22 protein-coding genes are annotated in these 22,523 nt (G+C 68.9%); 10 read left to right on the top strand and 12 right to left on the bottom strand.

All coding sequences use genetic code 11. The annotated features are described in order from the left end of the window. Positions 1-43: 43 nt before the first annotated feature. The 5 genes from IE177_RS20035 to IE177_RS20055 all read right to left on the bottom strand — a co-directional run bounded on the left by IE177_RS20035 (position 44) and on the right by IE177_RS20055 (position 3,533). Entirely contained in the window at positions 44-421 is a 378-nt protein-coding gene (locus IE177_RS20035; protein WP_229816162.1) for a peptidase inhibitor family I36 protein, read from the bottom strand. Then, positions 418-1,023, bottom strand: a complete 606-nt coding sequence (locus IE177_RS35085; RefSeq protein WP_229816163.1) for a hypothetical protein — start codon at positions 1,021-1,023, stop codon at positions 418-420. Before IE177_RS35085 ends, IE177_RS20035 begins: the two co-directional genes overlap by 4 nt. Positions 1,024-1,222: 199 nt before the next feature. Next, positions 1,223-1,567: a hypothetical protein gene (locus IE177_RS20045; RefSeq protein WP_190016702.1), complete on the bottom strand. Its 345-nt coding sequence runs from the start codon at positions 1,565-1,567 to the stop codon at positions 1,223-1,225. Beyond that, on the bottom strand, positions 1,560-2,786 hold the full coding sequence (locus IE177_RS20050) for a serine/threonine-protein kinase (protein WP_229816187.1): 1,227 nt from the start codon (positions 2,784-2,786) through the stop codon (positions 1,560-1,562). The genes IE177_RS20045 and IE177_RS20050 overlap by 8 nt, the downstream gene beginning before the upstream one ends. A gap of 294 nt (positions 2,787-3,080) precedes the next feature. After that, positions 3,081-3,533: a hypothetical protein gene (locus IE177_RS20055; protein ID WP_229816164.1), complete on the bottom strand. Its 453-nt coding sequence runs from the start codon at positions 3,531-3,533 to the stop codon at positions 3,081-3,083. Between the two features lie 1,627 nt (positions 3,534-5,160). Here IE177_RS20055 and IE177_RS20060 point away from each other — a divergent pair. The 3 genes from IE177_RS20060 (at position 5,161) to IE177_RS20070 (ending at position 8,580) form a co-directional block, all read left to right on the top strand. Then, positions 5,161-6,357: a hypothetical protein gene (locus IE177_RS20060; RefSeq protein ID WP_190016705.1), complete on the top strand. Its 1,197-nt coding sequence runs from the start codon at positions 5,161-5,163 to the stop codon at positions 6,355-6,357. Positions 6,358-7,219: 862 nt separating this feature from the next. After that, entirely contained in the window at positions 7,220-7,543 is a 324-nt protein-coding gene (locus IE177_RS20065; RefSeq protein ID WP_229816165.1) for an LppU/SCO3897 family protein, read from the top strand. A gap of 368 nt (positions 7,544-7,911) precedes the next feature. Next, positions 7,912-8,580, top strand: a complete 669-nt coding sequence (locus IE177_RS20070) for an HAD family hydrolase (RefSeq protein WP_229816166.1) — start codon at positions 7,912-7,914, stop codon at positions 8,578-8,580. A 57-nt stretch (positions 8,581-8,637) separates the two neighbouring features. On the opposite strand, the gene IE177_RS20075 is transcribed toward IE177_RS20070, so the two are convergent. Beyond that, positions 8,638-9,084, bottom strand: coding sequence for an anthrone oxygenase family protein (locus IE177_RS20075; RefSeq protein WP_190016708.1), 447 nt, complete (start codon positions 9,082-9,084; stop codon positions 8,638-8,640). Positions 9,085-9,174: 90 nt separating this feature from the next. On the opposite strand from IE177_RS20075, the gene IE177_RS20080 reads away from it, so the two are divergent. After that, positions 9,175-9,753: a TetR/AcrR family transcriptional regulator gene (locus IE177_RS20080; protein ID WP_190016709.1), complete on the top strand. Its 579-nt coding sequence runs from the start codon at positions 9,175-9,177 to the stop codon at positions 9,751-9,753. A gap of 174 nt (positions 9,754-9,927) precedes the next feature. Here IE177_RS20080 and IE177_RS20085 read toward each other — a convergent pair whose 3' ends face one another. Beyond that, a complete protein-coding gene (locus IE177_RS20085) occupies positions 9,928-10,758 on the bottom strand; it encodes a LysR family transcriptional regulator (RefSeq protein ID WP_190016710.1) in 831 nt (276 codons plus the stop codon). 122 nt (positions 10,759-10,880) lie between these two features. Between IE177_RS20085 and IE177_RS20090 the strand changes: the two genes are divergently transcribed. After that, the gene (locus tag IE177_RS20090) at positions 10,881-11,816 is read left to right on the top strand and encodes a DMT family transporter (RefSeq protein ID WP_190016711.1); all 936 of its coding nucleotides are present in this window, start codon (positions 10,881-10,883) and stop codon (positions 11,814-11,816) included. Positions 11,817-11,904: 88 nt separating this feature from the next. On the opposite strand, the gene IE177_RS20095 is transcribed toward IE177_RS20090, so the two are convergent. Both IE177_RS20095 and IE177_RS20100 read right to left on the bottom strand, forming a co-directional pair. Continuing rightward, positions 11,905-12,402: a DUF1877 family protein gene (locus IE177_RS20095; RefSeq protein ID WP_190016712.1), complete on the bottom strand. Its 498-nt coding sequence runs from the start codon at positions 12,400-12,402 to the stop codon at positions 11,905-11,907. 143 nt (positions 12,403-12,545) lie between these two features. Next, positions 12,546-13,136 carry a TetR/AcrR family transcriptional regulator gene (locus tag IE177_RS20100; protein WP_190016713.1) on the bottom strand — a complete coding sequence of 197 codons (591 nt, stop codon included), beginning with the start codon at positions 13,134-13,136 and terminating at the stop codon, positions 12,546-12,548. A 50-nt stretch (positions 13,137-13,186) separates the two neighbouring features. Between IE177_RS20100 and IE177_RS20105 the strand changes: the two genes are divergently transcribed. Further along, complete coding sequence (locus tag IE177_RS20105) at positions 13,187-14,119, top strand: DUF2867 domain-containing protein (RefSeq protein WP_190016714.1); 933 nt, start codon at positions 13,187-13,189, stop codon at positions 14,117-14,119. 337 nt (positions 14,120-14,456) lie between these two features. Here IE177_RS20105 and IE177_RS20110 read toward each other — a convergent pair whose 3' ends face one another. Beyond that, entirely contained in the window at positions 14,457-16,253 is a 1,797-nt protein-coding gene (locus IE177_RS20110; protein ID WP_190016715.1) for an acyl-CoA dehydrogenase, read from the bottom strand. 60 nt (positions 16,254-16,313) lie between these two features. Continuing rightward, the gene (locus IE177_RS20115) at positions 16,314-17,084 is read right to left on the bottom strand and encodes an SDR family oxidoreductase (RefSeq protein ID WP_195826278.1); all 771 of its coding nucleotides are present in this window, start codon (positions 17,082-17,084) and stop codon (positions 16,314-16,316) included. 285 nt (positions 17,085-17,369) lie between these two features. Here IE177_RS20115 and IE177_RS20120 point away from each other — a divergent pair, with 285 nt between their 5' ends. The 3 genes from IE177_RS20120 to IE177_RS20130 all read left to right on the top strand — a co-directional run bounded on the left by IE177_RS20120 (position 17,370) and on the right by IE177_RS20130 (position 20,326). Next, on the top strand, positions 17,370-17,939 hold the full coding sequence (locus IE177_RS20120; RefSeq protein WP_229816167.1) for a hypothetical protein: 570 nt from the start codon (positions 17,370-17,372) through the stop codon (positions 17,937-17,939). Positions 17,940-18,494: 555 nt separating this feature from the next. Continuing rightward, entirely contained in the window at positions 18,495-19,034 is a 540-nt protein-coding gene (locus IE177_RS20125; RefSeq protein ID WP_190016717.1) for an ArsR/SmtB family transcription factor, read from the top strand. A gap of 17 nt (positions 19,035-19,051) precedes the next feature. Further along, on the top strand, positions 19,052-20,326 hold the full coding sequence (locus tag IE177_RS20130; RefSeq protein WP_190016870.1) for an MFS transporter: 1,275 nt from the start codon (positions 19,052-19,054) through the stop codon (positions 20,324-20,326). Between the two features lie 223 nt (positions 20,327-20,549). On the opposite strand, the gene IE177_RS20135 is transcribed toward IE177_RS20130, so the two are convergent. After that, on the bottom strand, positions 20,550-21,257 hold the full coding sequence (locus tag IE177_RS20135; protein WP_190016718.1) for a carbohydrate-binding module family 20 domain-containing protein: 708 nt from the start codon (positions 21,255-21,257) through the stop codon (positions 20,550-20,552). Between the two features lie 1,073 nt (positions 21,258-22,330). Between IE177_RS20135 and IE177_RS20140 the strand changes: the two genes are divergently transcribed. Further along, on the top strand, positions 22,331-22,498 hold the full coding sequence (locus IE177_RS20140; RefSeq protein WP_190016719.1) for a hypothetical protein: 168 nt from the start codon (positions 22,331-22,333) through the stop codon (positions 22,496-22,498). Positions 22,499-22,523 lie beyond the last annotated feature (25 nt).

Below are 22,523 nucleotides of genomic sequence, written 5' to 3' on the forward strand. Positions count from 1 at the left end.
CCTGCTGAGCAAGCCCAGCAGGGCCCGGGTGGTGCGTGATTCCTCAGCAGCCCATGGCCCATCGGTGGGAGTCACCGCGGTCGTTGGCCACGCCGTTCCAGTTGACCTCCTGGCCGGGGGCGAGGCAGAGGGTCATGTCGCCACCCTGCCATGCACTGTCGAAGACCTGCACGTAACTCGGGATCCCCGGACCCTCGATGCCGTGGTTGGCCCAGGAGGAGTCGGCATCGGCGATGTAGCCCTCCCACCAGCCGTCGTCACCATGCCAGTTCGCCCGCTGGCCTTGGAAGTCGGAGTGCTCCCACGCGCAGAACTGGCCGCTGGGGCAATCGGCCGCGCCGGCCGGGGCAGCCGAGACGAGGGCGCCGGTGAGAGCGATGATCGCCGCGGCGACGGCGGAGAACAGCCTGCTTTTGATCACGAGTGAGGGTTGCCTTTCCGGTGGGGGGTGGGGCGGCCGTCCAGAAGGTCGGCCGCGCGGTGCACTGCGCGGTCGCGCAGGCGGTCGTAGGCGGCGATGTCGTCGTGGTGCGCGGCGCGGACCCGGGCGAGCCGGGCCGGCTCCAGGCGCGCCCGCATCTGCTGCAGACCGCTTGCCCGGACACATCTGCTGTCACCTTTGTCGCAGGCGGCCCGACGGGTCAGGGCGGCCCGGTAATCCGGGTCGTGGTGGAGCTGGGCCTGGGCCTCGGGACGGAGGTTGTTGACGATGACCTCGGCGCGGAACCAGCGGGCCAGGTCGCCGTAGAGGTAGCGGTGGGCATCGGCGAGGCAGCCGTCGGTGTGCGCGCGGACTGTATAGCCGGTGGCGAGCGTGACCGACAGTTCGGCCCGGCCGGTCCCGAAAAGCACCTGTTGCCGCAATGGCGGCCCGGCGGCACCACGACGGTGCATGCATCGGCCGACGAGGACCTGCTGCGCTGCTTTGATCAGGTCACTGCGGCCCTGCTCGGATGCGGGCAGCAGGGGCCGCGAGCGAGCTGTACAGGCCCCGGCGAGTAGCACCGACAGCACGACGGCCACCAGAGTCCGGCTCCGAGCATGCCCCCAGGGAACTTCGTCCTTCACAGATGCGTAAACGATCACGGGCTGTCGAGGACACGGCGGCTTCGCAGCGGACCCACGACTTGGCGCGATCACTACATGCGGCGCTGCGGTGGGACGAACGGTGCGGTTGGCGGGTTGAGGGGATCGGAGGGCCGGTCCAGGGGGGACCGGGCCGTCACTCCTTGCGGTTGCGCACCGCGAGCACGGCACCTGCGAGCGCCGCGATCCCGCCGCCGATCAGGGGCACAACCTGCATCGACGCCTTGTGGTCCACGGCGTGGAACCCCAGCCAGACGAAGGCTGCGCCGAATCCCACCACGATCGCGTGCTCCAGCAGCCGGAATCCATAGCCCACCCACTGGTCGAGGCGTTCGAGGCGCAGTTCGCGCTCGACGAGGTCCCGTCGCCACGCGAGGTGGTCCGGGTCGATCTCCTGCCATTTGCGCGCCTCGTCCGCCGCCGGGAAGGGCGGCACCATTCGGGCGGGCGTCCCGGCGGGCGGTGTCTCCTGCTCAGACATCGGTCGTCCCCCTGCCCCTGTCCGGTGACGCGGCCGCCACCCGCCGGTCGGCCGTCAGCAGCGCGTGCTCGACGGACCGTTCGGCGGCAGCGCGGCGCCGGTCCCGCTCCTCGTCGGTCCACGGCGCGGGGGGCGCGAGCGAGCGTACGTACCACTGCCAGACGGGCACGTCGGGGGCGCTCCGCCGTGCGAGGGCCGCGCGCGCTTGCACAGCGAGGACGCAGATGCCGAGGACGAAGATCGCCCAGGGCAGCACGGTCGCCAGGAAGTCCACGAGGTCGGCACCGCTGACCATGGCCCGCGCCGAGGCCAGGGCCACTGCGAGGAGCACGGCGAGCGCCCACCCGGCCATGCCGACGGGGTAGTTGACCGGCCCCCTGCGCGCGGCCGAGGGGGCTGGTCCAGCCATGCGATCCGGGCTACGACGGGGCGGTTCATTTTCGGCGTCTCCGAGCATCTGCCGTGCTTCGGCAGCGGTCAGCCGCCTCTCGGGGTTCTTGTTCAGCAGCCCCTCGATGAGCCGTCCCAGTCCGCCGATGCCGTCCAGTGGCGGCGGCTCCTCCCTTGCCACGGCTGACAGGGTCGCGATGACGCTGTCCCGGTGGAACGGCGCGTGCCCGAAGACGAGGTGGTAGAGCGTCGCCCCCAGCGAGTACAGGTCACTGCTCGGGGTACGGCGAGCGCCGTGCAGGAGCTCTGGGGCGATGTAGTCCGCCTCGCTGTCCGCGTCGTGCCAGGTGCTCTGGGTGTCCTCCCGCGCCAGGGTCCCGATTCTGGGCACCAGGAGCCAGCGGCCGTGATCTGATCGGATGCTGGCGGGTTGCACGTCTCCGTGCGTGATCCCAGCCGCGTGCATCGCATCCAGTGCGTCGAGCGCTGCCCTTGCGACGTCCCGCACCTGCGCTCTGGGCAGCGGGCCGTGCTCGGCCAGGAGGTCGGCGAGAGACGGTGCGTGAAGTACGGGTATGACGGCCCAGAGCACGCCATCCGCCTCCACGACGTCTTCGACCGGGGCGACGTACCGGTGTCCGAGCAGCGCTGGGGTCTCGCGGAGAGCCCGCGCCACCCGCGCCGTTTCCGGGGTCCCGACCTCCCCTAGCTCTTCGACCGTCACCTCCCGTCCCACCTCGTCGTGAGCGCGCCACACACGCCCGTAGCGGCCGGATCCCACCTGAACCCTCAGACGGTAGCGGCCACCCAGAACCCTCCCCGGCTCCATCCTCTGCACGCCCGCCCCTCCCCTACGGCCTAGATGGCCGTACCCACAGTGCCGTGTCACCAAGCCCCGCCACCGGCTTCACCAACGGCGGTGCCAGGGGTGATCACTGCGGCACTCACCGCACGGCCTCTTTCCTTCCTCCTCGCGCGCCGGGCGACCGCCGCGGCGTGCCCCACCGGGCCGGATACGGTGCGCCGGCCCGTCGAGCCGATCGGTGCGTGCGGCGGCGGGGGCGCAGCGCAGGCCGGACACGCGAGGGCCCTCAGCGCATCCTGGCGCGGGTGGAACGAGACGTCAGAGGAGTTCGATCAGCTCCACTGGCAGGAACGCGGGCCGGTGGGGCCGGCTGACCTGGTACGGAACGAAGCCCAGCGAAGAGGCCACCATGACCTCTTCGGCCGTCTCCGCCTGGTAGACGACTCGGCAGCGGCCCGAGTCCGCCTTCGCACGCTGCCAGAGAACGGGAGCCGGTTTGCGCTCGCTCTCGGTGCGGGGCGTGAGGATTCGGCCCTCGAAGTCTTTCCAGGCGAAGCGAACCGGGCCCTGCCACGTCGCGTCCACTTCTTCTCTCAGCCTGGCGGCACGCTCGGTGTCGGTCGTGCCCCAGGAAGGCGGAACATTGGTGATCAGGCCGACCTTGATGTGGCGTTCCCGAAGGACGCGCAGATAAGAGGCCGCGCCACGCTGATAGTCGGTAGTACCGTCGGCGGCGGTGTGTAGGAGGGTTTCCCCCAGGTCGAAGTACACGACAGGACAACTGCGTCCGCTGCTCACACGTGCAGCGATGACCGCTTCCCCGTCTCCCCTCGCGCCCTCGGGGGCGGCCCCACTCGCCGTAGCGCAGAGCACCGCCGACTCCAGGACTGCGCCGAGCATGAGGCCTGCGCGGATCAAGCTCCTGGAGGCGAACCGGTCCATGGCGTCGTCGTCCTTTCCTGCGGGGGACTAGCACGTATCCGGATTGTGCATCAGCAATGGCGTGGACACATCAACCTTGGCGGGCTGATCGAGGGCGGTTCTCGCGGCTGGACGTGACCGGTGTCGCTCACCGGACCGACACGGGACCTTGGCCGGGCGAGCGGAGCCGCGCGGGGCGGCACCAGAATTCCCATAGGCCCAGCGGAGTGGCATGACCGTGAACTACTTTGGCCTGTTGCGAGCACTCGTGTCCGAAGCCAGGGGGCGCAGATGGCGAGGGCGTTGATGTGGCTGATCACCGGTCTGGTCATCGCGTGCGCGGCCGGTTGGGCACTCTAACAACTGGCGCGGGGCGGACAGGACGCGAGCAGTACGTCCTCCATCGTGTCGATGGTGCTCGCGGCTGTGGGGCTCGGACGTGCTGGTCCTCTCGTCGGCGCCGATCCTGGACGTGATGACCTATGACCTGATGGTCGCAGCCTTTCGCTGGGTGACGTCCTTCGGCGGTGGCCGTAGGTACCTGGTGTTCCTGCTGTGCCTGCGCGGCCGACGCCCGTATCGGTTGGCACGGTTTCTGCATTGGGCACACGAGGGTGGCCTACTGCGTACTTCCGGTGGGGCCTACCAGTTCCGGCACCGCGAGTTCCAACGGTGGGTCGCTCACCGCAGGCAGCCCGGGACGGCTGAGGGGCCTCGGGCACGGAGAGCCGCATGCCCTGGTCGATGTCCTGATGCGTTGCCCAAGCCGGACAAGGACGAGAGCGAGTGGCATCGTTGACGTGAAGGCACCCAAGGGCAAGCTGTGAAGAAGCGATACTGCCGGGTCACGCGCCGCAACCGCCCGTCTCGCCGCCGGAATAATCATGGGCTGCAGCCGACGGGTTCGGCTTCCACGGACCGTGGAGCCTCGCTACGTCTGAGCATTCATGAGTCGATGATCGTCGACAGTCCTCGTGCACTTCGTGAGGCGCTTTACTCAACAAGGATGCGTCGACGTACTCACCCGGTAGGAAGCTGGCCGAACCGTCGGGCAGGGCAGCACTGGTGCCGCTTCGGGCAGGCATACTGGCGGCGGGGTTCGGGCACAGCGTTGCTGAGGGCTGCAGTGGGCGGGGGAAGCGGCGTGGTGGGCCGGGAAGTGCGGACCATGAGAGTAGCCATGAGGGTGGCGGGCGTCGCCTCCGGCAGTTCGGGTGGTGCGGGATCGCCTTTCGAGTCCTCGGCTTCGACGCCGGATCTGATGGCTCTCGCTCATGTTGCCGCAAGGGCTCGACCAGCTGCCCGACAACGCCTCGCGGACATCGTTGCCCTGGCGGGGGCGTTGGCACGTACTTCACGACTTGGGCAGGCGGCGGAGGTCATCCGCCTGCTCCGAGCAACCGATGAGCAGGGGCAGGCGTGGCTCTCGCTCATACGCCAGGTCGCTGCCGACGGCGACCACGAGGCGGCCCGGGCGTTGACCGACGCCATCGGCAGCCGGCCGTGGCAGGCGAAAAGCATAGGAGTACTCGCTCAGAGCCGTGCCCGAATCGGCGAGTACGAAGATGCCCGCTCGCTTGCCATGTCGATCCCCTATCCCCGCGACCGCATCCGAGCCTGGGCTTCGCTGGCCGAGGCCTCCGCCGTATCCGGTGATCTCACGTGGGCGGCGGAGTTCCTTGACCGGGCGGAGCAGACAGAGACCTTCGACGACTGGACGGTGCCCATACTGCCCCTCCTCATCCGCGCGGCCGAGGCCGCGGGCGAGCGCAGCAGGGCACTCGTGTTCGTCGCGCGCCTGGAAAGCACCGCCCGATGTGAGCACGCTGACCGGGAGGCTCTGCGCACCGGGCACACAGACCAACCGCGCAAGGGCGCTCTGAGCGATACGCCCGCTCTGCTGCCCTTGCTTCAGGGAATGATCAGCGTCGGGGAATACGAGCGGGCGGAGGCTCTCTTGGCGAAGGTGTGCGGGCGGGCGGACCGGGCCAAGGCAACATCGGCGGTTGCCGGCGCACTCGCACGGTGCGGCAAGGCGGGTCGCGCGGAGCGGCTGGCACGTAACATCAAGGACCCCGGACATCGGGCCAGCGCGTTGGCCGCGCTCGCCGATGCCGGTGCTGTCGCAGGCAACGCGGGAAGGATCACCGCGGTGGGCGAGTTGGTCGCCGCGTCGGATGAGCTGGTGAACGCCGGGCCGGTCATCGCGGTGGGCGAGGCCTGGGCCGCCATGGGTGCAGCCGACCGTGCCGAGTCCTGGGTCCGGTCCATCGCCGTGCCCGCGCTTCGTGTGGAGGCGCAAGCCGCCGTTGCCGAAACGCTGGCCGTCGTCGGCGACCTGGAGCGGGCGGAAGCTCTGGCTCTCGATCTCGGAGACCTTGAGCTGCGCAGCGAGGCACTGAACCGCCTCGTGACCGTCTTGGCCGAAAGAGGGCTCGGGGCCCGGGCCGAGGCCGTGGCCGATTCGATCCCGGAGGCGAGCACGCGAGTGCGGGCGCTGGCGGTCGTCGCGGCCCACGCTGAGACGGTATCCGATGCGCGCAGGCTTGCCGCGCCGGCGCTCGATGTGGGCGACTGGCCCGCAGTGATCGATGTCTTGGCCCGCGTGGAGCCGACTGCCTTGACCGTCATCGCCGAGGAGTCGCTGCACCAGGTCGCAGAGTGCCACCTGTAATGACAGCGACAGCACAGGGATCCGGGTCACTTCGGGTGGTTGTGCACGCACGGACTTGCCGGCGCCGGCGTCCGGGGAACGGCATCTGGGTAGCCGGCCGTATGCGCAGCGGCGCGGCGACTACGAACAGCAGGGCGCACCACCAGCGACTGGGTCAGGCAGTTGATCAGCGTCATCCGACCGACCTGTGCCAGCACCGCGGTCACGGTCTGCGCTTGACGGCTGTCTGTGAGGCGCACGACGTCTCCGACGACGACCCGGCTCCGCGATGCGTCACCCTGCCCGGCCTCATCCGCGCCCCCGCGTAACGGCTACGGCGTGACCCTGTCGCCGAGTGACGACCGGGCGCTCAACGATCCGCCGGCGCTCGACGTGGTGCGGCCGTGCACGGGGGCTGGCAAAGCCCTCGCCCTGGGGAGTCATGGGCCTGATCCGCTGGGCGTGGTCGACGGCCGGCCGCCCCATCGCAGAGCTGCACCCGATGGCCTCGCGAACCGCCTGTAAGCCAGGCGCGCGATCGGCCTGGTAGGAGGCCGGGAAGTAGACGAAGCCGTCGCTGTGTTCAGGGTTGATGACCCTTGTGTCTACGTCCGCCGACCGGCTGTGCGCCGAGTGACCGCCGTTGGCGGTGGCGCGATCCCGAGGGGTAGTCTCACGCTCGCATTGATCACGTTCCGACACTCAACAACGGGGATCCGCAGGCATGTCGACACCTCCGCAGCAGTATCAGAATCAGCCGCCGTACGGGCAGCCACAGCAGCCCTACGGATACCCGCAGCAGCCACAGACTCCCTATGGACACCCGCAGCAACCGCAGCCTCCCCGTGGGCCGCAGCGACCGCAGCCGGGCGGTCTGGGGCGGATGCTGAGGTCCGCCGTCATCGTCATAGCCGTGTTCGGCGCCCTCGGCTACTGGGTCTGGGATTACAACACCGACCCCAACGGCGGCAAGGCGAAGAAGGAGGCCGAGGCGGCATCGCACAATCCCACCATCGGCGACTGCGTCAAGGTCGAGGACCCTCACGGCAGTCCGGTCCCGACGGTCGTCGACTGTGACTCTCCCGAGGCCCAGTACAAGATGGGCGACCTGGTGGTCGCGGGCCAGCAATGTGACTCCCAGTACGACTACGGCATCAAGGTCACCCGCCGGGGCCTGGGCCACACCATGTGCTTCACCAAGCTGTGAGCCTTTGATCCCGTTCACGGCCGCCGTTCCCAGGAGCGGGCGTCGGCCGTGCGGGCACCTCAGGTCGACCGGCCTCAGCCGCGGCGCGTCCGACGCGCCCCACCCGGCACGCCGTCGGGAATCACCGCTGACCGGCATCGCGCGCCGCGCGCGTTCTGTGCACTCCCGGTCGGCTCTCCTCGCCGCTGCCGCGTCCGGCTCGGTGACGTACCGGTCCAGCTCGCCCGGGGGATGCCCGGGCCTCCACCGTGGTGATGGGCATCAACCATGCGGACGTCGCTGTTGCGTGGATCGTGTCCGCCACCTCGCCCGCTGTCCCGGCGTCCCCGCCACCGCTCGGCTTGACGGGCCGATGGCATGATCTCGGCGTGACCACCGGACTTACGCAGCCAGGTTCCGCGAAATATGTCCTCTTTGACGTCGACGGAACGCTGATCGACGCGGTGGCCAACCAGCGTCGGGTCTGGGAGATGTGGGCGGCGCGCTACGGACTCGACCCTGCCGCGGTCTACCAAGTGGCGCTGCGGACGCGCCCTGTGGAGACCTTCGCGGCGGTAGCCCCGAAGCGGGACCCACACGAGTGCCTGGCCGCGCTGCACGAGCTGGAGGACGAGGATGTCCGGTCCGGCGTGTATGCCGCTTTCGACGGTGCATCGGAGTTGCTGTCCGAGCTTCACGCGGACTGCTGGGCGCTGGTGACCTCGAACTACGAGCACCGGGTGCGCGGGCGGTTCGCCCGCACCGGCCTCCCGGTTCCGGGTGTACTCGTCGACGCCGCCGCGGTCACGGAAGGCAAGCCATCGCCGGTTCCCTACCTGCTGGCCGCCGAGAGACTCGGCGCCAAGCCGGAGGACTGCCTGGCCATCGAGGACGCACCGTCAGGAGTCGAATCCGGGCTGCGGTCCGGCATGACGGTGTGGGGAGTCAACAGCTCGACGCCCGTAGACGGCGTACACCGCCACTTCGGCAGCCTGCGCGAGGCAGTACCGGACATCCTCGCCTTCGCAACCGGCTCGCACCAGGACTCCACGGCCTGAGTCATCCCAACGAGGTGGAAGCCGTCGATTGCAGGGGCGGACGGGGCGGCGGTGGTATCAGGTGAGGGCGGTGACCAGCAGGGTGAAGGCGGCGATGATGACGGCGACGCGGACGTAGTGGTAGCGGCCCCAGCGGTGCAGCTGCTGCTTCCAGTCGGCGGGCCGGTTGCCGGGGGTCCAGGTCTTGTTCCTGTTGTTGATCGGGACGAGGAGCAACACCGACATGACAACGCTGACGATCAGCAGGCCGGCGGCCGTGACGACGAGTCCGGCGCCGTGGTGGTGCCATCCGGCGATGGCCCACATCGCGCTGAGGACGAGCGAGCCCATGTACCAGAACGGCATCACGGCGCCGAGCATCCGGCCGCCGTGGGCATGGCCGAGCTGGCCGCTGTCCTCGGGTAGCGCGTCCAGGATCCGGGTCATGATGAAGGCGACGGAGAACTCCACCCCCACCATCAGCCCGACGATGACGGTGGTGGCGACCTCGAGCACTTTGAGCATGACAACCCCTCCGTGAACTAGCACTGCTAGCTGATGAGGCAACGCTAGTACTGCTGTCGCTCGTTTGTCTAGCGGTGCTAGGATCAGTTCATGTCGGTACAGGAACGCAAGCAGCGCGAACGGGCGGAGCGCGAGCGCCTCATCGTGGCAACAGCGCGCAAACTCGCCGAGCAGCAGGGCTGGGACGCTGTCACCACCCGCCGGCTCGCCGAACACATCGAGTACAGCCAGCCCGTCCTCTACAGCCACTTCCGCGGCAAGCGCGAGATCATCGGCGCTGTCGCCCTTCAGGGGGCCGCCGAACTGGCCACGGCGGTGCGGGCCGCGACCTCCGCCGCGGACGGCCCGCGGGCCAGGGTCGCCGCCCTGGCCCGCGCCTACCTCGACTTCGCCGCAGGCAACCCGGCGGTCTACGACGCCTTGTTCCAGCTCGACGGCGGCCTGGCATACGCGCAGGAGGACACCCCCGAGCCCTTGAAGGACGCCTTCGCCGCCCTGCTGGAGACTCTGGATGAGGTCACCGGCGACGGCATTGACCCAGGGCTGTTCACCGAGGTGTTCTGGGCGGCCCTGCACGGCCTCGCGACACTGACCCGCGCGGGCCGCCTGCTGCCCGAGGATGCCGAGCCGAGGGTGGAGCTGCTGGTGGACCGGCTCGCCGTCGTCTGACACACCGTCCCGGCGGGCACGCCGCAAGGGCCCAGGTGTGCTGTTCGGACAGGTTGGCGGCGTGGCCGGCTGGTGGGTGGCCGTCGATGCCGCTGTGGAGGCGGTGGTAGTCGTACCAGAGGGGTGTTGGCAGTCCCTGCGTGGCCCGGGAGTACGGGGCGGCACCAGGGCTGTTCACCGGTGGGCGCACCACGTCTCGCGGAGCGCGGAGGTGATGCGGTCCCGGGTTCTGGCGGCGAGCCGGCGACTGGTGGCCAGGCTCAGGGGGATCGCCGGAAGGGGTGGGAGGGTGCCGAGCCGTCGCAGGCCCGGTTCCCGGTCCCGCGTCTGAGGGAGGGCGGTGATACCGCCGGTGGTCCTGACTGCGGAAAGAAGGCTGATGATGTCGATGCATTCGCGGGCCAGGCGCCTGCCTGATGCTGCCTCGGAGGCGAGGATGCGTTCCCGGATGGCACAGGGGGCGGTGAAGGCGATGAGCTTGCCCGTCTCCGGCGCTCGTTCCGCGGGGCCGACCCAACTCAGGGGAAGGTCGGCGATGTGGCGGGTGCCGTGGCCGAGGTCGCCGATCCCGAGTGCGACGTCTGCTGAATGGTCGTGAACGGATTCCCGCACCCGCGCGCTGCGGTGGAACCGGAACCGGACGGACCGGTCCGGGAAATCACGTGAGAGCACCTGGACGACGGCGCGCAGCAATGGCTCGGTGGCGTGCTCGGTGGAGACGACCACGAGATCCCCGGAATCGGGGCCCAGAAGGCGGCTGAGGGCGTCATCGTGCTCGCCGAGCAGTCGGTAGGCCTCACGCAGCACCTCTTCGCCGCGGCGGGTGAAGGCGATGCTGCGGCCCTGGCGCACCACGATGGGGAACCCCAGCTCTGCTTCCAGGCGGCGCAGGTGCCCGCTGACGGCCGCCTGCGAAAGGTGCAGGGCATCGGCGGCTCTGCGTACTCCTCCGAAGGAGGCCACGGTGACCAGGCTCCGCAGGCAAGTGATGTTGAGGGTAGCCACGTTGACATTGTGGCCGTCGACCGGCTGCGGGCGGGGAATTGATCAGGATTCGTGATCGGTCATGCATATGTCTGGCTGGTGGTGCTGGGGTCGACGCCATGAACCAACCTCTTCTCCCGGCCGTGACGATCCTGCTTTACGCCGTGAGCTATCCGCTCGGCGCGCTCGCCCTCGGCTCCGTCACTCCGTTTCTGCTGATCCTGCTGCGCTTCGTGCTCAGCGCCGTGCTGTTGTGGGCCGTCGTGGCCGTCCGGCGCCTCCCGCTGCCGCGCGGGCGGGTGCTCGCCTGGACCATCGTCGGCGGGGTGCTGGTGCAGGGGGCGCAATTCCTGGGTCTGTACTGGGGTATGGCCCACGGCGTCAGCGCCGGCGTCGCGGCCCTGGTGATCGCGATGAACCCGATCGCTACCGCTGTCCTCGCCCGCTTTCTACTGCACCGGCTGGAGAACCGATGGGGACTGCTCGCGCTCGCCTGCGGCGCGGTGGGGGTGGTCGCGGCCTGCCTGCCGCGACTGCTGTCCGACCCAGCCGTGGGCCCAGGGCTGATCACAGTGCTCATCGCCCTGGGAGGTCTGTCGGCCGGCTCCCTCCTGCAGGAAACGAAACTGCGCGGAGTAAACTCCTTCGTGTTCACTGCCATCGGCGTCACCGGGTCGATCCCGCCGGCCGGTGCTCTCTCCCTCACCACCCCGCAGCACCTCTCCGATCCGCTGCCCGCTGTCGGGATGCTCATCGCGCTGGTGCTCACCAGTGCGCTTGCCATGGTCTGCTATGCAACCTGTGTCCGGCGCATGGGGGCCAGAGGAGCGTCGACCCTGTTCGCCCTGATCCCCGCGGTCGCCGTGGTCGCGGCCTGGCGCCTGCAACACACGACCATCGACATCACCACCGCTCTCGCCCTCGCCTGCGGCGCGCTGGCCTGCGGCGCCCAGGCCCGGGCAGCACGCAACAAGCCCGCGGCGCCGGTCCTGGTGCCCGAAGCACATGCGGCCCGTTCCTTCTGTGGGGCGGGCGCCGCTGGTGCGGCGGAAGACGTCGATGAAGGTGCTCGCGGATGACCGGCCGCAGTGTTGCGTCCCGAGGACTGCCTTTCAGTGGTGCACCTCGGTGAATCGGCCATGGCTGTCACCGGTACGTGACCACGTCTCAAGCCCACACCGCCCTGACCACGGCGTGCCCTGCTGAAGCCGCCCGCGCATAGAACCCTTGGAGGAGTCTGTGGTGGTCGAGGAACTCCTGCCTGACCTCCGCCTCGTCCCAGCCGGACCAGACCAGCTTGGCACCGGCGACGTTCCACAGCTCGTCGAAGGAGGATTGCGCGAGGAATGCCGCGGCCTGCGACACCCCGGGCGGCTCCAGAATTGCCAGGGGCGGGTTGGAGGGGTCGGCGTCAGCGCTGTGTGCCACGGGACGGCCGCCGTAAATCGGCAGCTCCCAGGGCTTGGCGACGTCTGCGTCGCGGACGTCGGCAGCGGCGTAGAGGTCATTGACCGCACCCCAGACCCTGTCGATCGAGACGGCGATACCCGCTGCGTACTCGGCGGGGTGGTTCTCCCACGCCTCCCCCATGAACGCCGCGAGCCAGGTGTGGTCGTCCCGGATCTCGGATTCCGCGACGGCGCGCATGTGCATGTGGATGCTCACAGTGATGAGTCCTCCAGTTCGCAGGCCCGCCTGCCGGGCCGAGCGCACAGAACTTACTCAACGCCACTGACAGCGAGGTGCCTCTCTCTCCTGACGCCGGGAAGCCGGCGCTGCCAGGGCGCACCTCCGACACACGAGCGACATCAGCACGTCATCAGCGCCTCGAGCGCCTCGTCGAGATATGCGCGGAACTCCCCGCCCTCCTCCGAGGGCAGCAGGGAGGGCACCGCGTGGCCGAGTTGGGCGTGGCCCAGATAGACCGTGTAGGCGAGCAGTCCGCGGCGGCGGGCCTCCGGTTCGGGGAAGCCGAGGTCGGCGAAGAGCCGGGCGAGGTATGCCACCCTGCGCTCGGTCACCCGGCGCATGGCCGCCGCCACCTGCGGCTGCGTCGCAGTGGCGAGCAGCGTGACCTCGAGCGGATCGGCCGTGGCCGACGTGATGGCTTCGGTGAAGAGCAGTTTGATCCGCTTCCTGGGGTCTGGTTCCGCCTCGACCTCGCTGATGGTGCCCTCGGTGTTGATCTGTGCCCAGCGGTCGAGAGCGGCCTCGATGAGCGCGTCACGGTTGGCGAAGTGCCAGTAGAAGCTGCCCTTGGTGGTGCCGAGCCGGGCCGCCAGGGGTTCCACGGCCACGGCCGCGATACCGCCTTCACCGATCGCGGTAAGGGCGGCGTCCGCCCAGTCCTGAGCGGTCAACCGGTGTTTCCTGGCCTGTCGTTGCTGCCGTTGCGCCATGACCGTACGCTACCGTATGGTCAACCATACGCTGGCGTATGGAGGTAGCGATGACTGCGATATGCAATGTCCACGAGCGTGTGATCGACGCCCCCGTGGCGGCCGTCGGCGTCCTGCTCGACCGCCTCTCCGCCCCTAACGACCCGATCTTCCCGGCGCCGGCCTGGCCGCGTATGTGCCTCGACGGCCCGCTCGCCGTGGGGGCGGACGGCGGGCACGGCCGGATTCGCTACCACGTCACGGCTTACGAACCCGGGCGTCGCGTCCGCTTCGACACCCCACCGGGCGGCGGTCTCCGCGGATACCACGAGCTGACGGTCGCACCGCTCGACGCCGAACACTGCCGGGTACGCCATGTCCTCGAGTGCGAGGTGCGTGGGCTTGTCCGGCTCCAGTGGACCTGCGCCATACGACACATACACGACACGATGATCGAAGAGATCTTCGACAACATCGAGCGCGCGGCAGCCGACGGCGTCACCCGCCCCACGCGTTGGTCACCGTGGGTGCGGCTGCTCCACCGGCTCGCCTGGGCCCGGCCCCAAGCCTCCACCAGACCAGCGGCGGCCCAGCTGATCCGCACCTCCCTCGACCGTACCGACTACGAGGACGCGTACCGGATGGAGCTCCTGCCGGGCCAGCCGCGTGACCCAGCGGCCTGGACCGGCATCCTGCGCGACGCTTTCCCGGTCCTCGCCCAAGCGGGTGGCGAGCTGCTCCTGGACGTGAACACGGCGGGTCTGACGGCCCGCGCCTCGATCCTCATCGATGAGCGCTACGTCACCCTCAGCACGGCCGTGAAGGCCGACGGCCTGCGTGCGCGCCTCTACTGGGGTCTGGTCAAGCGCGTACACCCCTTCATGGCCCGCACCATGTTCCGGCGTACACACCGCAGGCTGGCCCTCGCAGCGCCCAGCGCCGGAGAACGCAGTCGGACCGCCTCACTCGGAGCGTCCACCGCCGGATCACCAAATGCGGGGTGAGCCGCTGCGGACGCACCGAGGACCTGGAGGGGCTGCTCCAACAAATGGCTTGGACCAGCACGCCCACCACCATGGCTTACGGCTCGTACAGCGGCAGGAAGTGGACGACGCCTTGTCCGTAGGGATGGGCGTCGCGGACAGCCCGCTGGACGGCGCCGGCCTGATCCGCGTCACAGACGGATTCGATCCGGCACTCTTCGCTGTGCCGTACGACGCCCACCTCACCGTCGTACGGCTGCGCGCCGGGCAGGGCCTGCCAATTGCCGGTTACCCGATATCTCGATCTTCAGGCGCGTCATGCCTGGACCCAGGCAACCCGCGAGACCTGGTGCACGGCTCAGAAACTGTCCGCGGGCATGTCGAGAGTGGTGCGGTCCAGGCTTTCCAGCAACGCGAACTGCGCTTCCACCTTGGGAAGTTCGTACCGGAAGAAGTACTGCCCCGCCCGGCGCTTGCCCTCGTAGAAGGCGCCGCTGCGTCCGGCGGCGGCCAGCATCTGCTCCAGCCACATCCAGGCAACCACAACGTGTCCCACGGCCTCCAGATAGACCGAGGCGTTGGCGAGGGCGGTCTCGGCGTCCCCGGCCTCCCACAGGCGCCGCGTCACGGAAGCGACACGGGCGACGGACGCGTCCAGCTGCCGTCCGAAGCCGGCGGCCTGGTCCCCCGCGGCCGTCGCGCGGGCGGTCGTCATGGAGACGGTCTCGATGAGCAGGCGAAGTCCGGCGCCGCCGTTCATGACGACCTTCCGGCCCAGCAGGTCGAGGCCGTGGACGCCGTGCGTCCCCTCGTGGATGGGGTTGAGACGGTTGTCCCGGTAGAACTGCTCGACGTTGTACTCGCGGGTGTAGCCGTAGCCGCCGTGGACCTGGATGGCAAGGTTGTTGGCCTCCAGGCACCACTGGGACGGCCAGCTCTTCGCGATCGGGGTGAGCATGTCCAGCAGAAGCCCGGACCTGGCCCGCTCGTCGGCCGTCGGGGCGGTGCGCTCGTCGTCCAGCAGCCGCCCGCAGTACAGGACGAGAGCCAGCGCGCCTTCGACGTAAGACTTCTGGGCGAGGAGCATGCGCCGCACGTCGGGATGCCCGATGATCGGGACCTGCGGGGTGGTGGCGTCCTTGGCCAGGAGCGGGCGCCCCTGGGGCCGGGTGCGCGCGTAGTCCAGGGCGTGCAGGTAGCCGGTGTAGCCGAGCGCCGTGGCACCGAGTCCTACACCGATGCGGGCCTCGTTCATCATGTGGAACATGTAGGACAGCCCTCGGTGGGGCTCCCCGACCAGGAAGCCGACGGCACCGGGGGCCCCGCCGGGCCGGAAGGCGCCCTCACCGAAGTTCAGCAGCGTGTTGGTCGTCCCTCGGTACCCCATCTTGTGGTTGAGGCCGGCCAAGGCGACGTCGTTGCGTTCGCCCAGCGTCCCGTCGGCCGCCACCAGGACCTTGGGGACGATGAAGAGCGAGAGGCCCTTCACTCCGGGCGGGCCGCCGGGGATCCTGGCCAGGACCAGGTGGACGATGTTCTCCGTCAGTTCGTGGTCACCGCCCGAGATCCACATCTTGTTGCCGAACAGGCGATAGGTGCCGTCACCGGCCTCTTCCGCGCGAGTGCGCACATCAGCGAGCGAGGAGCCCGCCTGTGGCTCCGACAGGCACATGGTCCCGGAGAAGCGGCCCTCGACCATCGGGCGGACGTAGGTGTCGATCTGCTCCGGGGTGCCGTGGGACAGCAGCAGGTTCGCGTTGCCGATGGTGAGGAACGGGTAGGCGGCTGTTCCCACGTTGGCTGCCTGGAACCAGGCGAAGCAGGCGTTGGCCACCACGCCGGGCAACTGCATGCCGCCCACCTCGTGGTCCATGCCTCCGCCGATGAGCCCGGCGCCGGCGAACACCTTCAGTGCCTCTTCGACTTCGGGGATGATGTGCACCCGCTCGCCGTCGAAGCGGGGCTCCTGGCTGTCGTTCTTCTTGTTGTGCGGGGCGAAGTGCCGGGCGGCGATCGCTTCACTGAGGTCCAGTACCGCGTCGAAGGTTTCGCGCGAGTGGTCGGCGAAGCGGGGGCGCGTCGTCAGGGCTTCGACGTCGAGCCACTCGTGCAGCAGAAAATCGAGGTCTCGGCGGGACAGGAGGAGGGAGGCCATGGTCCTCTTCTTCTCGGGTTCGGGTTGCTCGTGCGGAGGGAGGGGCTGTCGGCAGGCCGGTCAGACCGTGGTGCCGAGGCCCCCGTCGACGGGGATGACGGCGCCCGTGACGTAGGAGCCCGCGCGGCTGGCCAGGTAGACGGCGACGCCCGCCATGTCGTCCGACCGCCCGATCCGGCGCAGCGGAGCCGCCTCCGCGATCGCCTCGCCCATGGCGTCCAGGGTCGCGGCCATCATCTTCGACTCGAAGGGGCCGGGCGCGATGGCGTTCACGGTGATGCCCTGTGGTCCGAGCTCCTTGGCCAGCACGCGGGTCAGGTGATGCAGACCCGCCTTGCTGGCCGCGTAGGAGTACGCCGAGACCGGGCTGACGTGCAGGCCGTCGATGGATCCGACGTTGATGATCCGCGCGGGGTCCTCCGTTGAGCCGCCGGCGCGCAGCTTCGGCAGGAGGGCTTGGGTGAGCAGGAAGGGGCTGCGCAGATTGATGTCCATCACCTTGTCCCAGCCGCTGACCGGGAACTCGTCCAGGGGCGCGCCCCAGGTGGCGCCGGCGTTGTTCACCAGGATGTGCAGCTGCTCCTCCCGTTCGCCGATGTCCGCGGCGATTCGGTGGCACTCCTCCTCACGCGACAGGTCGGCGGGCAGCGCGACCGCCTGGCCGGAATCGGAGAGCCCGCGAACGGCCTCCTCGCAGGCTTCCGCCTTCCGGGAGCTGACGTAGACCTTGGCTCCGGCTTCGACCAGGCCCCGGGCGATCATCAGACCGATGCCACGGGAACCACCGGTCACGAGGGCGGTTTTGCCGGAGAGGGAGAACAGTGGGCTCACGGTGGACTCCTGAGGGGAGGGGCGGCACGGGTAGGCTGTCCCCACCCCAGGCGAGATACTAAGCAGTCGCTTAGCATCTGTTCAACCCTTGTGGCCCCGGACACTCACCACCGACCCCATCGGCGTCTCAGCGAGTCGGTGGTGGCGGACGCGCCATCCTGGCCAAGCCACAGGTCAAGGGCTGGTGTGACGGTCTTCCGGGTGCTCACGCCGGCCGTAGACGGCCCTCTGCGGAGGAGATCGTCCGACAGCCGCTTAACGTCCGGTAAGGAATGTGGCTAGAACTTGATCAGTGGACTGCAAGCGGCTCAGAGGGGTGCTGTGGATCTCGGATCCGTGATCATCGCGGTGTCAGGTGTGGCTGGCACGTTGGGAGGGTCGTTGCTTACCCAACGCGTCTCCGAACGGGCGAAACGTCGTGAGATAGAACTGGTTCGCGACCATGAGGAGGTCCGCGAGAACCTGCTTCTCCGGCGCACCTGCTACGTGGAGCTCAATCGGGACGCACGTCAGTTCACCACGGCGCTCGGCCAGTTCCTGCACGCCATGCAGGAACGCAGGGTCGAGGAACCCGACCGGGCGCAGTTGGACGAGGCGAAAAGAGCCCACCGCGACACGTACTCCCAAGCGCAACTGATCGTCCCTGACGACGTGCTCGTACCCGCGAGTGAGGTCAACAGAGCCCTGAACAGGGTATACGGCCAGGTCAAACGCCTGGAGCGAGAAGAGCCCGAACCTGGGGAGACGATGACCGCCGCGTTCCGTGCCCAAGCGGAGGTCTGGGAGCTGCTGCGGGCGCTGAGGACCGTGATGCGCCGTGATCTCGGAGTGGCCTCTGTGAGTGACGACGCGTAGGTGCGTCTCCTTACCCAACTGGCCGACCCTCGAGGCGGACGTTGGATCACGAGGCCAGCGGTTGGCTCTGCCGTAATGACGCCGCGTCAGGGGCCAGCTTCCAACGGTCGATTCAGGAGTATCGGTCGGGGAGATGGACAAGGAGTACGCGGATGGCCTCGTTGATGCCAGGAAGCCTGCCGGCAACCTCGTGGGCCACGGGGCGTGAGACGGAGACGCGCCAGAAACTCGTCCTTGCGCCTCATGAAGCCAGGCTGGCGGTATGCGGTCACGCGCAGGTAGCCGACAGGCAGTCCGCGGTCGTCGGCAGCTGCTTGGCTCCGTCGTCCCAGTACACGTCGATGGCGGCTTTCTCGAGTTTCGCGATGAGGAGGGGTCCCCCCGTCGCGCAGCCCGGCTTGGGACGAACGCCCGGCAGCGGTCCGGGATGTGGTTGAAGAGGGTGCCCGACGAGACGTCGAGCGGTTCGGCGATCGGCGTAATGGAGCGGCCCGGGGTGGAAGCCGGCATGAAAACCCCTTGCCTAATGGTCAAGACTCGTTGACCATTAGGCGCATGCCTACCGATGATCCTCCCGAGACGTTGCACGTCACCACTGACGAACAGTTGCGTGCCGTTTCCAACCTCACGCGTCACCGGATCATGGCGGTGCTCCGCTTCGAGCCGGCGACCATCACGCAGATCGCCGAGCGGGTTGGCCTCGCGAAGGGGAGCTCCAGCTATCACGTGCGGCTGCTGGAGCGGGCCGGCCTGGTGAAGGTGGTGCGGACGCGTAAGGTCCGCGGGGTCACCGAGCGGTACTACGCCATGGCCGCGCGGGCGATCCTGCTGCCGGATCCGGGCGAGGGAGGACCGGATGTGCTGATGCGGCATGCGGTGGCGGATCTGGAGGCGTCGCCGGTGGATGACGAGCGGCACGTACGGATGGCGCATCTGCGGCTCACGGAGGAGCAGTTCGCGCAGCTGGGGGCGCGGTTGCAGGCTCTGGCGGACGAGTACCAGCAGCTTTCCGATCCGGCGTTGCCGGACGTGTCCCTCGTCTTCGCGCTGTTCCGGCCGGCGCCGCGCGAGCAGGCGGACGGAGACTCCAAGTGAACCGAGAACTGGGGAAGTTGCCGACCGGCTTCGGACGGCTGTGGACCGCGCAGACAGTCTCCTCGCTCGGTGACGGGGTGATGCAGGCCGCGCTGCCGCTGCTCGCGTTGACCTTGACGCGGGAGCCGATGGCGCTCGCCGTCGTCACGGCCGCGGGGACGCTGCCGTGGCTACTCCTCGGGGTGCTCGGCGGTGCGCTGGTGGACCGCTGGGACCGCCGACGCACGATGTGGATCGCGGACATGGCGCGGGCGGTACTGCTCGCGATACCCGCGGCAGCGGCCGTGCTCGACGTGCTGAGCATTCCGCTGCTCGCGGCCGTCGCCTTCCTCCTCGGTCTCGGCGGCCTCTTCTTCGATACGGCGGCCACGGCCTATCTTCCGGATCTGCTACGCCGCGACCCCGCACTCCTGGAGCGCGCCAACTCTCGCTTGCGTGGTGCTCAGACCGCCATGTCCGGCTTCGCGGGGCCGCCTGCGGGCAGTGCGCTGCTCGCACTCGGGCGGGCGGTTCCACTGCTCACCGACGCGGTGTCGTTCATGCTCTCCGCATGCTTCGTACGTACGCTGCCCGCCATGCCCCGGCCCGTGCCGGAGGCCCGCGAGTCACTGCTGCGTCAGACGCGGGCCGGGGCCTCGTACGTCTTCCGCAACAGGGTGCTGCTCGGGCTGGCACTTCGCCCGGCGGTCGGCAACGTCGCCTTCCTCGCTGTGGAGACCGTCCTGGCCCTCTTCGCGCACGACCGCCTCGGCATCGACACCTACGGCTTCGGCCTGCTCCTCACGGCGGAGGCCACCGGCGGCCTGGTCGGTACGGGCATCGCCTCCTACCTTGGCCGACGGCTCGGCACCGGCACCGCGCTGACCTGCACAGCCGCCGTCGAGGGGCTTGCCATCATAGGCCTGGCCGCTGCCCCGAACCCGTACGTGGCCGGGCTGGCGCTCGCCGTCTGCGGGGCCGGCATGGGCGCCACCATGGTGCTGGGTCCTTCCCTCCGGCAGGCGATCGTCCCCGCCCACTTCATGGGCCGGGTCGCCTCCACCTCTCGCATGCTGGCCATGTGCGCCGCCCCCGTCGGAGCCTTCCTCGGCGGCTGGCTGGCCACAACTTACGACGTCCGCACCCCGCTCTACGCCGCCGCTGTACTCCTCCTGGCGATGACGGCCGTCACGGCGTCCATGACCAGCAATCGCCGGGTCGTAGCGGCGCTCCGTACCGCCGCCCCGGCCGGCGGTCCAGAACACCCGGCAGGCAAGGGCTGCGCCCAGGAGACCGCACCCGAGTTGTTGTGACGCCTGCAGCGAAGACGTCACAACGAGTCGGGTGCCAGGCCCCCGCGGGGCGCGGCGAGTGGCCAAGTCACTCGGATGTGCTGACAGTCGATCCTCGTCGTGCGCACATCGATGGGAGAGGATCGCGCCGAGGAGGCAGTGGGCGGGCTTGAGACGGGGATACTTGCGGGTGTCGGGGCCGAGGGGTATCTGTCCCATATCCCTCGGCCCCGGTACCAGGACGTCAGCGCCAGATGTCGTTGAGTGTCAGAGTGCCGGTGGACGGCGTGAAGACGGTGCGGTTGTCACCGTTCTCCCAGGTGACTGTGCCGTCGGGGTTCTTCTTCAGGTACTTGTACTGCACGGTGGTGTTCGGCGGCAGCTGGTGGGCGCCGGACCACTGTGGGTAGGTGGCGGAGCCCGTGGTCAGGGGAAGGGCCTTGGCCGGGTCCCAGCTGCCGAGGTCGGGCAGGTTGCCCGTGACGTAGAGGTTCTGGCCCCAATCGGTGGTGGCGGTGGCTTGGAAGGTCACGGTGGCCGGGCTGACGTTCCACCGGTCGTCGTTGCCCGGCGCGTCCTGGGAGACGGTCAGGGTGCGGTTGGGGATGCTTTCCCAGGTCAACGTGCCGGTGGGTGAGCGCTTGATGTACTTGTACTGCACGGAGGCACCGACGGGCAGCTGAACGCTGGTCGACCAATGCGGATAGGCGCTGGCAGTGGTACCCAGGGGAACGGCCTTGGCCGGGTCCCAGGCACCCAGCTGCGGAGCGCTGCCGGAGACCAGGAGGGTCTCGCCTTCGGTGGTGGCCTGTACATGAAAGGTGACGGAGGCGTCCTGCGTCGTGCCCGCACGGGCGTGGGGAGCCGTGCCGACGATCAGCCCGGCGAGGAGCACAGCGAGCATGAGCACCGGCCGCCAGGCGGCCGGCACTCGACTACTTATCGAGAGCATGTCATTCCCCTTCTGAACGAGGCGGCGATGCCGCCAGGTTGCGGGCCCTTGCCCGCGATCCGCCCACATCTCAACACAGGTTGGAGTCGAGAAGTGACCGAGCGTGCTCTGCGCCTTCAACTGGACGTGCGATTCGGCCGCATAACCTAAAATTCCGCGGTGCCTTCATAAAAGTCTTGAACAGATGAGGAGGGCGGCGGCGGGGTGCTCCTTCGGCTGGTCGGCGAGGATGCGAGGCCACTCGAGACACCCGGGGACGCAGCAGCACGTCACCTCCGCTGTGTAGTCCGGCCCTTACAAGTGCCCGACCTCGCCTTGCGCAAGATGACGCAAAACTTTTCATCCCTCAGGCGCTATATGGACGGCGGGCTCACACTCGGCTACGCCGCTTGCGCAGGTGGCAGGTGGCGGCGCGGGCAGCAAGAGGGAGTGCAGCCCAGCCCCAAGTCACTGAAAGCCCCTGCATCGAGAGGGTTAGACACGTGCGGTTTCGCCGCGGCCGTTGGACTGGGGCGGACGCCTGGGCCGGCTGGAGGGGGTGGCGCGCGATGGTTGGACTGGGAGTATTACCGCGACCGTTCGCCGCTGGAAGGTGCTCCGGCCTACGGCTGAACACGCTGGCCTTCGTGGGCCAGGTCGTTCTTCACCTATCGGTTCTAGCTGGCGGCCCGTCAGCGATCATTTTTGGCTGGTAAACGATCGTTGAGCTGAGACCGGAACACGTAAGGTGCCGTGTGCGTTGCAACAAATCCTGCGATCTCTGGGAGCCAGTCAGTGGAGTCCACGCCGCTGCTCGATCGGGCAACGAACGGGGCGCGCCTCACGTCACATCCATGGCAGGCCTCCGTTTGGCGCATACAGGTCCGCGGATGAAGGACGCCGCCGGCAGTGCTTCCCGACGGTTGAGCACTTCTGTCTTCCGGCCGTTCAATGCGGGGCCGACGACAAGGTCGTTGGTGTCCAACTTCCCGACGGCTTAGTCGACCTCTTCGAGGTCGAGGGAGGTGACACCTTCTCCCCCGGCCACGCGCCCCTGTTCCGCTCCTGTCCGCGGCCGTGCTGAGGCTTGGGCTGTGGGCGACCTGACCGCAGGCACGCCAGTGCGCGCAGACGTTCACGCCGACTGCCGCTGCGATCCCACCGCGCGCGATGCGGGCGGCTATCAGGCAGCGCTCCGCAGTGGTGAGGACGAGATCTCGGCTACCGCCGGCGGGGACGCCGCCATGAATTTGCCGCGTTGAAGCGACAACTTCCTTCACCCGTATG

The organism is Streptomyces lucensis JCM 4490 (genome assembly GCF_014650035.1).
In the GTDB taxonomy this organism is placed as follows: domain Bacteria; phylum Actinomycetota; class Actinomycetes; order Streptomycetales; family Streptomycetaceae; genus Streptomyces; species Streptomyces lucensis.